The sequence below is a fragment of the Halorubrum sp. CBA1125 genome, assembly GCF_009742825.1.
In the GTDB taxonomy this organism is placed as follows: Archaea; Halobacteriota; Halobacteria; order Halobacteriales; family Haloferacaceae; genus Halorubrum.
Window position 1 is genome coordinate 1 of the sequence record NZ_WPCE01000092.1, and the last position, 11256, is coordinate 11256.

Annotated in this window: 9 protein-coding genes and 1 pseudogene; 7 read left to right on the forward strand and 3 right to left on the reverse strand. The window is 69.9% G+C overall.

The annotated features are described in order from the left end of the window. Positions 1-101: 101 nt before the first annotated feature. Positions 102-1211 carry an SPFH domain-containing protein gene (locus GJ633_RS09620; protein WP_156588649.1) on the reverse strand — a complete coding sequence of 370 codons (1110 nt, stop codon included), beginning with the start codon at positions 1209-1211 and terminating at the stop codon, positions 102-104. 151 nt (positions 1212-1362) lie between these two features. Between GJ633_RS09620 and GJ633_RS09625 the strand changes: the two genes are divergently transcribed. Beyond that, complete coding sequence (locus GJ633_RS09625) at positions 1363-2121, forward strand: protein sorting system archaetidylserine synthase (RefSeq protein ID WP_156588650.1); 759 nt, start codon at positions 1363-1365, stop codon at positions 2119-2121. 47 nt (positions 2122-2168) lie between these two features. On the opposite strand, the gene psmB is transcribed toward GJ633_RS09625, so the two are convergent. Continuing rightward, entirely contained in the window at positions 2169-2900 is a 732-nt protein-coding gene (gene psmB, locus GJ633_RS09630) for an archaeal proteasome endopeptidase complex subunit beta (RefSeq protein ID WP_156588651.1), read from the reverse strand. 401 nt (positions 2901-3301) lie between these two features. Between psmB and GJ633_RS09635 the strand changes: the two genes are divergently transcribed. Continuing rightward, a complete protein-coding gene (locus GJ633_RS09635) occupies positions 3302-4576 on the forward strand; it encodes a PQQ-binding-like beta-propeller repeat protein (RefSeq protein WP_156588652.1) in 1275 nt (424 codons plus the stop codon). Positions 4577-4627: 51 nt separating this feature from the next. On the opposite strand, the gene GJ633_RS09640 is transcribed toward GJ633_RS09635, so the two are convergent. Continuing rightward, positions 4628-5557, reverse strand: coding sequence for a VOC family protein (locus GJ633_RS09640; protein WP_156588653.1), 930 nt, complete (start codon positions 5555-5557; stop codon positions 4628-4630). A gap of 185 nt (positions 5558-5742) precedes the next feature. Here GJ633_RS09640 and GJ633_RS09645 point away from each other — a divergent pair, with 185 nt between their 5' ends. The 5 genes and pseudogenes from GJ633_RS09645 to mtnP all read left to right on the forward strand — a co-directional run bounded on the left by GJ633_RS09645 (position 5743) and on the right by mtnP (position 11106). After that, positions 5743-6162 (forward strand): cobalamin B12-binding domain-containing protein, encoded by a 420-nt coding sequence (locus GJ633_RS09645; protein WP_156588654.1) that lies wholly within the window; start codon positions 5743-5745, stop codon positions 6160-6162. Between the two features lie 218 nt (positions 6163-6380). Continuing rightward, the gene (gene meaB / locus GJ633_RS09650; protein WP_394351145.1) at positions 6381-7403 is read left to right on the forward strand and encodes a methylmalonyl Co-A mutase-associated GTPase MeaB; all 1023 of its coding nucleotides are present in this window, start codon (positions 6381-6383) and stop codon (positions 7401-7403) included. A 97-nt stretch (positions 7404-7500) separates the two neighbouring features. Beyond that, positions 7501-8454 carry an alpha/beta fold hydrolase gene (locus GJ633_RS09655; protein WP_156588655.1) on the forward strand — a complete coding sequence of 318 codons (954 nt, stop codon included), beginning with the start codon at positions 7501-7503 and terminating at the stop codon, positions 8452-8454. A 154-nt stretch (positions 8455-8608) separates the two neighbouring features. Beyond that, positions 8609-10065 (forward strand): annotated as a pseudogene (locus GJ633_RS09660) (FAD-dependent oxidoreductase). Between the two features lie 138 nt (positions 10066-10203). Beyond that, a complete protein-coding gene (gene mtnP, locus GJ633_RS09665; protein WP_156588656.1) occupies positions 10204-11106 on the forward strand; it encodes an S-methyl-5'-thioadenosine phosphorylase in 903 nt (300 codons plus the stop codon). The last annotated feature ends 150 nt before the right edge of the window (positions 11107-11256 follow it).

Genomic DNA, 11256 nt, shown 5'->3' on the forward strand with positions numbered 1-11256 from the left:
CGGGGTCGCCGTCGGCCTCCTCTGGGCGGTCGACCCCGACCGCTGGCGCCCCTGAATCGCCCGGAAAAATCGTCTCCCCCGGCCGAGTTCGACCCGGCCGATCAGTCGCTCGGGCGCTCCGTCTCCGCTTCGAGGTCGATGTCGGCCTCGTCGACCTCGAACTCCTCTATCTCGGCGTCCGGGATCTCCTCGCCGTCCCGGCTCGTCGAGAGGTTCTCGTCGGCGTAGGAGTCGAGTTCTTCTAACGCCGACTCGATGTCCTCCAACCCGAGCAGCTGTTCGGTCTCTTCGTCGAACTCCTTGCCCTCGAGCCCGTCCATCTGCTGGACGTCGGAGCCCGAAAGCGCCTTGCCGTAGCGGCCGACCAGGCTCGTGAGTTCCTGGGGGAGCACGAAGGTGGTGGACTCGCCCTTCCCGATCTCCTCTAAGGTTTCCATGCCGCGCTCGATGATCGCCCGTTCGCCCATCGACTCGGCCGAACGCGCGCGCAGGACCGTCGAGATCGCGTCCCCCTGCGCCTCAAGGATCTGGCTCTGTTTTTCCCCCTGCGCGCGGATGATGTTCGACTGCTTGTCCCCCTCCGCCTGCTCGACCGCCGACCGACGCTCCCCCTGCGCCTCCAGAATCATCGCCCGCCGCCGGCGCTCGGCGGACGTCTGCTGCTCCATCGCCTGCTGGACGTCCTTCGAGGGATTGACCTCGCGGACCTCGACGCTCTCGACGCGGATCCCCCACTCGTCCGTCGGCTCGTCCAGCTCCTTGCGGATCTTCGCGTTGATCTCCTGGCGCTTGTTCAGCGTGTCGTCGAGTTCCATGTCGCCGAGGACCGCCCGGAGGGTGGTCTGGGCGAGGTTCGAGACGGCCTTCTTGTAGTTGTCCACCTCGAGGAACGCCTTCTTCGCGTCCATCACCTTGATGTACACCACCGCGTCCGCCGTCACCGGCGAGTTGTCCCGCGTTATCGCCTCCTGACGCGGCACGTCCAGCGTCTGGGTGCGCATGTCGAACGGGTACGTCCGCGATACGAACGGCGGGATGAAGTTGATGCCGGGCTCGAGCAGCTTCCGGTACTCGCCGAACACCGTGAGCGCCTCCTTCTCGTAGGCGTCGACGATGGCGACGGACTGCCAGATCGTGAGGACCACTAACACCAGAAACAGCAGTCCGATACTCACCAGGCCGAACCCGGTTTGGAGGGGAATCGGATCCATGCGACGGTCTTGGGCCATCGCACGCTTAATACTTCGCACCGTCACCGATCTCGACGCGCTCTCGGGCGGTCCGCGGACGAGTCACGCCGCGTGGATTTGGCCCGGCGGGTCAATAACAAGCCCTAAAACGCGGCTCGTCGACCGATACGGTATGCCTCTGCGGTTCGTCGGCCGGCTCGGACTCGCGGACGCGGTGACCGTGGCGAACGCCGCCGTGGGCTTCCTCGCCGTCGTCGCCGCCACCGTCGACCTCGAACTCGCGGCCCGGCTGGTGCTGCTCGCGGCCGTCGCCGACGGACTCGACGGCGTCGTCGCCCGGCACCGCGGGTCGAGCGAGGCGGGTCCGTACCTCGACTCGCTCGCCGACGTCGCCTCGTTCGGCGTCGCGCCGGCGACGCTCGTCGCGGTCGCCGTCCTCGACGCGAGATCGTTCGAGAGCGACCCCGGATTCGTCGCGGTCGGACTGGGCGCCGCGTCGCTGTTCGTCGCCATGGCGGTCGCCCGGCTCGGGATGTACACCGCCTACGACAGCGGCGAGCGCGAGACGGTCGGCGTGCCGACGACGCTGGCGGCGACCGTCCTCGCCGCGGCGGTGATCGCCGGGTACACCGCCCCGGCGCTGCTCGTCGCGGCCGCCGCGGCCTTCGCGCTGCTCATGGGGTCGACGATCACGTACCCCGACCTCCACGCGCAGGACGCGCTCGTGATGGGCGTCGTGCAGGCGGCCGTGATCCTCACCCCGGTCGGCCAGATGGCCACGGCCTCTCTCCCGCCGTGGATCGGCGAGGGGTTCGCGTTCGCGCTGCTGTTCCTCGCGTGCGGGTACCTCGTGCTCGGCCCGCGGTTCTACTGGGGCGACGGGATCCGCTCGCCGCCAGACCGCGAGGACGTCGAGGAAAACCGGGCCTGAACGGCGACGCGATAACCGCTAGAATGAGCTGCCGACTGTCGGACGACCTACAGGAGGCCGTCGAAGTCCTTGTAGCGCGTGATGTCGACGCCCTCGTCGGTGACGACGGCGACGTTGATCCCGTTGCCGGACGCGAGGTCGCGCTCGACGGCGGACTGGATCGCCTTCGCGGCGACGGTCTTGGCCTCGTCGACGGTGAGCGCCTCGCTGTACTCCTGTTCTAAGACACCGAGGGCGTACTGGGAGCCGGAGCCGGTGACGGTGTACTCCTCTTCGGTCGTGCCACCGAGGGCGTCGATCGAGTAGATGTGCGGTCCCTCGTCGTCGACGCCGCCGAGGATCGGCTGGACGATGAAGAACGCGCCGGTCCGGAGGAGGTTCCCGGTGAGCGTCGAGAGCGCCTCCATGGACATGTCCTCGCCGCGACGGGTCTCGTAGAGGCTGGTCTCCGCGCGCAGCGTCGAGATGAGGTTCTGCGCGGCGGAGACGGAGCCGGCGATCGTCAGGGCGCCGCGGGGGTGGATCTCTTCGACCTTCTGGACGTCCTTCGAGGAGACCATGCCGCCGAGGGAGGCGCGCATGTCGGTCGCCATCACGACGCCGTCGGCGGTCCGGATCCCGACGGTCGTCGTGCCGGTCTTCATCTCGCCCTCGCCGTCGGACTGTGCGGCGCGGCGGTCGCTGTGTTCGAACTCGCCAAGCTCCGGCCCGAAGACGGGCTGGTCGCGGCCCAGCTCTACGTCGGGCCCGTCAGAGAGGTCGCCAGTCGGTGTTCGCATTACGCTTCCGTTGGCCGGGCGCGCTGATAAAGGCAACCCTTCGGTGGCCGTCCGCCGGTTCCGACGGGCCTATACGGCCGTCCGAGATCGCCGCCGCAGTCGGCCGATTTCGCGGTTAGCGCGCGAGTCACGATCCGCACACGAGACGAGTCGGTCAGCACCCCGGCGAGCGCGCGGGAGGGCGCGAGGCGTGGTGGCGTGCGACCACGGACGCAGGGTGTCAGCGGTCTCGTCCTGTAGACTGTATAGAACGAATCGATAGGGCGAAGGGCGGATATGAACACGGTTGGTCTGGCGTCCTCATCGATCGGCAACACGGACGCCACGCCGCGACGGAGAACGGGTCGATACGGCGCACGCGGTCGTGGTGGATTTTTATACTCACCCGCGGATCGACTCACATGGACGAACGGACGCGTCGCGACGTGCTTCGGACCGCCGGGACCGCCGGTGTCGCGGTATCCGCCGGCTGTCTCTCGTTCGGGGACTCGACGGAGTCGCCGGCCGACGGCGAAGACGGGAGCGATGACTCGCCGAACGAGACGGACGAGGACGTGTTCGGCCCTCCGGCCTCGAACGGCCTGGAGACGCAGTTCCGGCAGGGGCTGTTGAACACCGGGTTCATCGACACGAGCATCCCGGAGGCCGTCGAGGTCCGATGGGCGCTCCCGACCAACCACGGTGATCACACGGCCTCGAAGGGGAGCCCGCTCTTGGCGCCCGACGGGAACATCCTGATCGCCGACGACACCGGTCGGATCAGGTCGATCACGGCGGCGGGCGAGGTGAACTGGTCGACGTCGTTCACCGACGCCCAGCGGGGGAGCCACGGGACGCCCGCCGTCGCGGACGGGACGGCCTACATCGGCGACTACGGCGGGGTGGTCACGGCGCTGTCGCTCGCGGACGGCGAGATCGAGTGGCAGACCAAGATCAGCGACGCGATCGGGGCGAGCCCGACCTACCACGACGGGCGGCTGTACGTCGCCGCCGAGTTCGCGACCCCGAGCGGGAGCGTCGTGGCGCTGGACGCCGAGAGCGGCGATATCGAGTGGACCGACGACCGGCCGACCGACCACCCCCACTCGACGGTTGCGATCGACCTCGAGCGCGACCGACTGCTCTGCGGCTCGAACGACGGGCACTGTTACGCATGGTCGTTCCCGGACTTAGAGCGAGAGTGGACGTACGACACCGGCGACGATGTCAAGGCGCCGATCGCCGTCTACCGCGGCGTCGCCGTCGTCCCGTCGTGGGCGGAGACGGTCACCGGCGTCGACGTGGTCGACGGGACCCGGCTGTGGGAGTTCGAGACGGGCGGGAAGGTGATGTGCGCGCCGGCGGTCCACGACGGCACCGCGTACGTCGGGAGCCACGACGGGAACGTCTACGCGATCGACATCGCCACCGGCGAGGAGGTCTGGTCGACCGGGGTCGGCGACCTGGTCACCGGCAGCGCGGTGGCGACCCGCGAGCACGTCCTCGCCGGGGCCTACGACGCGCGGCTCTACGCGCTCTCCCGCGAGGACGGGTCCATCACCTGGTCGGTGGAGGGGCGCGGCGAGGCGACGAGCGCCGCGCTCGCGACCGGAGACGCGGTGTACTACGCGGAGCGTGCCCCGGAGGACACGGACGATCAGCCGGGGATGTGCTACAAGCTGGTCGCCCCCGAGTGACCGACGGAGGAGGATCCGACCCTCCACGCGGAGCCGGCGACCGGACGGTCGTCACTCGGTCCGAACGCGGACCACGATCCCGTCGCAGTCGGTCACTTCGATCCCGTCGTCGCGCTCGACGACGCCGACGTCGTCGCGGTCGTCTTGGCGGCGGTCGCCGACCGCGTCGAGCCGCTCGCGAACCCCCGCCAGCGCGGCCGCGTCGGGGACGACGACTTCGAACCACGCGAGGCCGCGTCCGGTCGCGGGGTCGGTCCGTCCGCGCCACGTGTTCGCGGCGAGGTGATGGTGGTAGCCGCCGGCGGCGACGAACCGGACCTCGGGGCCGGTCATCCCGAGCTCGAAGCCGATCCCGTCGACGTATATCGCCTCGAACGCCGCGAGCGACGTGACCTCCAGGTGGACGTGGCCGACGTCGGTACCGGACGGGGCGCGGTCGACGAGGTCGCTATCGCCAGTTCCGTCCGTCTCGTCCGCCGCGGCCGCCGCGACCGCGTCGAGGTCGAGCGGCTCGGTCGGCATGTTCACGGTCCCGTCGGCGGCGACCGGCCACGACTCGCGCGGGCGGTCGCGGTAGATCTCGACGCCGTTACCCTCGGGATCGTCGAGGTACAGCGCCTCGCTGACGCGGTGGTCGGAGGCGCCGCCGAGCCGCCACCGCTCGCGAACCCGGGCGAGCGCCGCTCCGAGCGCGGCGCGCGAGGGGACCCGGAAGGCGACGTGGAACAGTCCCGCCTCGGTCCGGTCCCGGGCGGGGCGGTCGCCGTCGCGGTCGAGGACGAGAAGCGGCGTCTCGTCGACGCCGAGCGTCGCCCGGTCGCCGTCGCGGTCGAGGACGGCGAGCCCGACGACGTCGCGGTAGAACGCGGTCGTCGCGTCGAGGTCGGCGACGCGGAGCGCGGTGCGGCCGAGACGGGTGTCGGCGGGCAGCCGGTCGGACGGCGACGACGGCGTCGACGCGTCGGACGGAGGCGGTGACATGGCTGTCGACACGTACGGGCGTCACCGCGTTTAACCCGTCGGCCGCGAGGGGCGAAACACCGCGCGTCGGCCGCGAGCGGTGCGGTACCGGTACCGGGAGCCCGGTGGGGCTCGATCCGGACGCACGGAGCAGACGGCCCCGAACGGCCGTCAGAGTCAAACGGTGCCGCGACGCAGTACCGATCATGAGCGTCGAACAGGAGGAGCGGGCCATCCGGTGTCTGGTCGCGAAGGTCGGGCTCGACGGCCACGACCGGGGCGCGCACGTGATCGCGCGGGCGTTCCGCGACGCCGGCTTCGAGGTCGTCTACTCGGGGCTCCACCGCGCGCCCGAGGAGATCGTGCAGGCGGCCGTTCAGGAGGACGTCGACGTGCTCGGGATCTCGATCCTCTCGGGGGCGCACAACACCCTCGTGCCGAAGGTGATCGAGGGGCTGAAAGAGTACGGCGCGTTCGAGGACACCCTCGTGCTCGTCGGCGGGATCGTCCCCGACGACGACGAGGAGGATCTCAAGGAGATGGGGGTCGCCGAGGTGTTCGGCCCGGGCACGCCGATGGAGGAGACGATCGAGTTCATCCGGGCGAACGTCCCGGCACGCGCGTAGATGGACGGATCGGACGACCCGGAGGCGGCGGACGGGGTTCGAGAGGGCGACGACCGCCGCGTCGACGACGACCTCGACGACGGCGACACCGACCGTCGCGCGGGCAACGACCGCCGCGCCGGCGACGATCTCCGCGACGGCGACGCCGACCTCCTCGCCGACCTCCTCGCGGGGAACCACCGGGCGCTCGCGCGCGTCATCACGCGGATCGAGAACCGATCCGCCGGGTACCGGGCGATCGTCTCGGCGTTACACGGACACACCGGCGGCGCGGACGTGATCGGGGTCACGGGGCGCCCGGCGCCGGGAAGTCGACGCTCGTCGACAAGCTCGCGGCGGCCTACCGCGACCGCGGAGACACGGTCGGCGTGATCGCCGTCGATCCCTCCTCGCCGTACACCGGCGGGGCCGTGCTGGGCGATCGGATCCGCATGGGGTCGAACGTCGGCGACATGGACGTGTTCTTCCGGTCGATGAGCGCGCGCGGGCAGCTCGGCGGACTCTCGATGGCCACCGCGGACGCGGTGACGGCGCTCGACGCCTTCGGGAAGGACGTCGTGATCGTCGAGACGGTCGGGGCTGGACAGAACGAGGTCGACATCGTCCGCACCGCAGACACCGTCGCGGTGCTCGTCCAGCCCGGCTCCGGCGACGACATCCAGACGCTGAAGGCCGGCATCTTAGAGATCGGCGACGTCTTCGTGGTCAACAAAGCCGACATGGACGGCGCGGAGCGGACGCTCGCGGAGCTCGAAGAGATGGTCCACCGTCGCGAGGGGTCTCGGGCGGGACTCGACGCGGGCCACCACGGGGTCGCGGGGGCGGCGAGCGGCGACGCCGACAGCGACGATGCCCGGTCCACCAACGACGATGCCCGGTCCACCAGCGACGACGGCGGCTCCGCCGCCGACCAGTGGACGCCCGAGGTGCTCCGGACCGTCGCGAAGGCCGGCGACGGGATCGCGGAGCTGATCGCGGCGTTCGACGCGCACGCGACGTACCTCCGAGAGTCGGGGGCGATCGCGGAGACGGAACGCCGGCGCTACGCGTCGCAGATCCGGACGCTGGTCCGATCGGACGTCGGCGCGCTCGCGGCCGACGAGATCGAGCGGCACGGGGGGATCGACGCGCTCGCCGACGCGGTCAGGCGGCGCGAGACCGACCCGTACACCGTCGCGGCGGCGATCGTCGAGCCGATCGCCGACTGCGTCGACGAGCGCGCCGATCCCGACGAGGAGTGACGGGACCGGCGGCGCGTCTCGGCGTTTGCGGTGGATCAGGGCTCCTGTCGCGCGCGGTCCCACGAGGTATAAGTCGTTCGCGAACCAACAGGTTTCCATGAAGCTCAGGACGCTCGTCGGCAGCGCCCTCCTCGGCGTCGGTTCGGTCGCGGTCCTCAACAGCGGGCTCCGCTACGACGGCGAACTGGCGGCACCGCTCGACGGTGAGGACGGCACGTTCCGCTGGCGCGGGATGGACGTCGCCTACACGGAGGCCGGCGATCCGGCGGACGGCGACCTCGTTCTCCTCCACGGGATCAACGCCGCGGGGTCGTCCGGCGAGTGGCGCGCGGTGTTCGAGGACCTCGCCGCCGACTACCACGTCGTCGCTCCCGATTTCCCGGGGTACGGTCGGTCCGACCGGCCGCCGCTGCGGTACTCGGCCGCACTGTACGAGGACTTCGTCCACGACTTCCTCACGGCGTTCGACGAGCCCGCCGTCGTCGCCTCCTCGCTGTCGGCGGCGTACGCGGCCGGGGCCGACGACGTCGAGTTCGGCGGGTTCGTCGGCGTCTGTCCCACGACGGTCGCGGGGCCGAGCCCGCCGAAGGCGTGGCTGCGGGAGCTGTTGCGATCGCCGCTCGTCGGCGAGACGCTGTTCAACGCGATCGCCTCGAAACCGTCGATCCGCTACTTCAACGCCGACCACGGCTACGACGACCCGTCGAACGCGACCGCAGAGTGGCTCGACTACGAGTGGCGCACGACGCACGTCGAGAACGCGCGGTTCGCGCCCGCGTCGTTCGTCGCCGGGTACCTCAACAGCGACCTCGACCTGGCGGCCGCGCTCGCGGCCCTCGACGCCCCGACGATCGTCTGGGGCCGCGAGGCCGACGTGAGTCCGCTCGCGGACGGCCGCGACCTCGCGGAGGCCGCGGACGCCCGGCTCGTCGTCTTCGACCGCGCCCGGCTGCTCCCGCACGTCGAACACCCGGATCGGTTCGTCGAGACGGTCCACGAGAGCCTCGCCGCGGCCGCGACGGCCCGACAGGAGTCGCGTAACACGCTGTGAGACGGCGCCTCGTCTCGCTCCCAGCCGAGGTGTTTCGACGACTGTGGAACACCGTAATCGACGTTCGTAGGGTCTCTACCGCCGGTTTCGGTCTCGAGATGGTAAGATGGTTAACGGGGGAGGGCCTCTCGCGACGTGAGAGCGTTCATCACGCATGACCGAGCACACCAATCTGATTATCGTGGGCGGAGGCATAAGCGGGGCGTCGCTGCTGTACACGGTGGCGAAGTTCACCGACGTCGACGACGTCACGCTGATCGAGAAGGAACGCGAGGCCGCCGCGATCAACTCACACCGGACGAACAACTCCCAGACGCTCCACTTCGGAGACATCGAGACGAACTACACCCTGGAGAAGGCCGAGGAGGTCAAGGAGGGCGCGGAGCTGCTCGCCGGCTATCTGGAGGGGACCGACACCGACCGCGAGATGCACAGCAAGCGGAGCAAGATGGTGCTCGGCGTCGGCGACGAGGAGGTCGCCAAGCTGGAGCAGCGCTACCGCGAGGAGGGGTTCGGCGACCTCTTCCCGAAGCTGCGCGAGATCGGCCGCGAGGAGATCGCGGCGCTCGAACCGAAGGTCGTCGAGGGCCGCGACCCGGACACGGAGCTGAAGGCGTTACAGACGCCCGACGGCTACGTCGTCGACTACGGTGCGGTCGCGAAGTCGTTCGTCGCGGACGCCCGCGAGGAGGAGGGTGTCTCCGTCCACTTCGGGACCGCGGTGACGAACGTCGAGGAGACCCGCGACGGGTTCGCCGTCGAGACCGACGACGGCGACTTCGCGGCGGACGCGGTCGTCGTCGCCGCCGGCTCGCACAGCCTCCAGTTCGCCAAGCAGATGGGGTACGGCGAGGATATGTCGCTGCTCCCGGTCGCGGGGAGCTTCTTCCTCGCGACGACCTGTTGAACGGGAAGGTGTACACCCTCCAGATGAAGAAGCTCCCGTTCGCCGCGGTTCACGGCGACGCCGACGTCCACGACGACGGTGTCACCCGGTTCGGCCCGACGGCGAAGGTCGTCCCCACGCTCGAACGTGGCCGAATCTCTACCGTGAGCGACTTCGTCGACGTGTTCGGATTCGACCCCGACGCCGTGTCGAGCTACGTCAACGTCCTCTCGGACCGGATCCTGTTCCCCTACGTGGTGCGGAACCTCGTGTACGACCTCCCCGCGGTCGGCAAGCGCGCGTTCCTGCCGCACGTCCAGAAGGTCGTCCCCACCGTCGACGTCGACGACATCGAGCGCGCGAAGGGGTACGGCGGCGTGCGGCCGCAGCTCGTCGACACCGAGAACAAGGAACTCGACATGGGCGAGGCGAAGATCACCGGCGACGGTATCCTGTTCAACATCACGCCCTCGCCGGGCGCGTCGACCGCGCTGAAGAACGCGATGACCGACGTCCAGACTGTGCTCGACTTCTTCGAGGCGGAGTACGCGTTCGACGAGGACGCCTTCCGCGACGCGACGATAGCGAACTTCCCGCGGCCCGACCCGGAGAGGGGAGCCACCGAGGAGGCGGCAGACGCCGAGACGAACCGCGAGAGCGACGACGCGAACGGCGACGCCGCCGACGCCGCCGAGGCGGAACTCGCCGCCAAGGCCGACGACTGACCCGGACGTTCGCGGGCGTGGTGGCCGTGAGCGTGGTGGCCGTGGACCGTCGCGGCCATGAACCGTCGCGTCCGTGGGCCGTCGCGTCGATCGGCTCACGTCAGTCCTTATAAGTAGCGAGCGGGCGCAGCGTCGGACATGAGCACTATCGGGTTCATCGGCGGCAGCGGCATCTACGAGGCGCTCCCGCTCTCGAACGTTCGCGAGGTCGAGTACGACACGCCCTACGGCGAGCCCAGCGACGCGATCACGATCGGCGAGTTCGCGGACACGGGCCGGGAGGTCGCGTTCCTTCCGCGACACGGATCGAACCACGGCGTCTCGCCCACGGACCTGCCGTACCGCGCGAACATGTACGCGCTGAAGCGGGTCGGCGTCACCCACGTCTTCGCGTCGAACGCGGTCGGGAGTCTCAGAGAAGAGCTGGAACCCGGGACCCTGGTCGTCCCGGACCAGATCTACGACCGGACCAAGCGCCGCGACCTCTCCTTCTACGGCGACGGCGTCGTCGTCCACCAGCCGTTCGCGGACCCGTACAGTCCCGAGCTCGTCGACCACCTGACTGCGGCCGCGAGGTCCGCCGTCGGCGGCGGCGATGGCGACACCGACGGCTCCGACGACGCCGACGGCACGCAGGTCGTGAAGGGCGGCACCTACGTCTGCATCGAGGGACCGCAGTACTCCACGCGCGCTGAGTCGGAGTTCTACAAATCGCAGGGATGGGACCTCGTCGGCATGACCGCGATCCCGGAGGCGAAACTGGCCCGCGAGGCGGAGATCGCGTACGCGACGATCGCGGGCGTCACCGACTACGACGTCTGGAAGGAAGACAGCGAGGTGACCCTCGACGAGGTCCTCGAAAACGCCGAGAAGAACCAGGCGGCGATCAAGGCCGCCGTCGAGGAGGCGGTCCGGACGCTCCCCGCGGACCACGAGTGTGACGCCCACACCTCCCTCGAAGGAACCGTCAACACGCCGACCGAGGCGATCCCCGAGGAGACCCGCGAGCGCGTCGAGCCGCTGCTCGGTGACTACTTATAAACAGATCTGCGATGCGGTGGCGTCGCCGGCGGCGTTGCCGCCGGCTGCAAGCGAGAGCTTCGCTCTCGCCCTGGGCTCCGGTGAGCGCCCGAAGGGCGCGAACCGAGCGCGAGGTCGTCGGGCTACGCCCGACTGCCAGAGAATCTCCGA